The 320-nt window shown below is 40.9% G+C and carries 1 rRNA gene; it reads right to left on the bottom strand.

Annotated features, from left to right (window positions below):
* Window positions 1-255: 255 nt before the first annotated feature.
* Window positions 256-320: ribosomal RNA gene (locus JQ845_RS22960) — 16S ribosomal RNA — on the bottom strand; the annotation flags it as partial.

Here is a 320-nt window from a genome sequence, read left to right as displayed (position 1 = left end):
AACGTTCACAAATTTTACCTTAGCCTGAATAAACACCAGTGAAAGTGCTATCCAGTCTAACTTTCTATTACATACCCAAATTTTTAAAGAACGATCTAATCAAAAGATCAGAAATCAACATTCACCACCATCTGATGGAATGTTCATTTCTAAGCTTTACGATAGAGAAGCCACGATTTAACGTTGCTTCTACCGTCTTCTTCAATGAATCAAGCAATTCGTGTGGGAACTTATGGAGCAGCTGATGTCGTCGATTAAGGAGGTGATCCAGCCGCAGGTTCCCCTACGGCTACCTTGTTACGACTTCACCCCAGTCATGA

Origin of the sequence: Pseudomonas paraversuta (assembly GCF_904063065.1) — a bacterium.
GTDB classification, from domain to species: Bacteria; Pseudomonadota; Gammaproteobacteria; order Pseudomonadales; family Pseudomonadaceae; genus Aquipseudomonas; species Aquipseudomonas paraversuta.
This window is presented reverse-complemented; position numbering and strand designations above follow the sequence as displayed.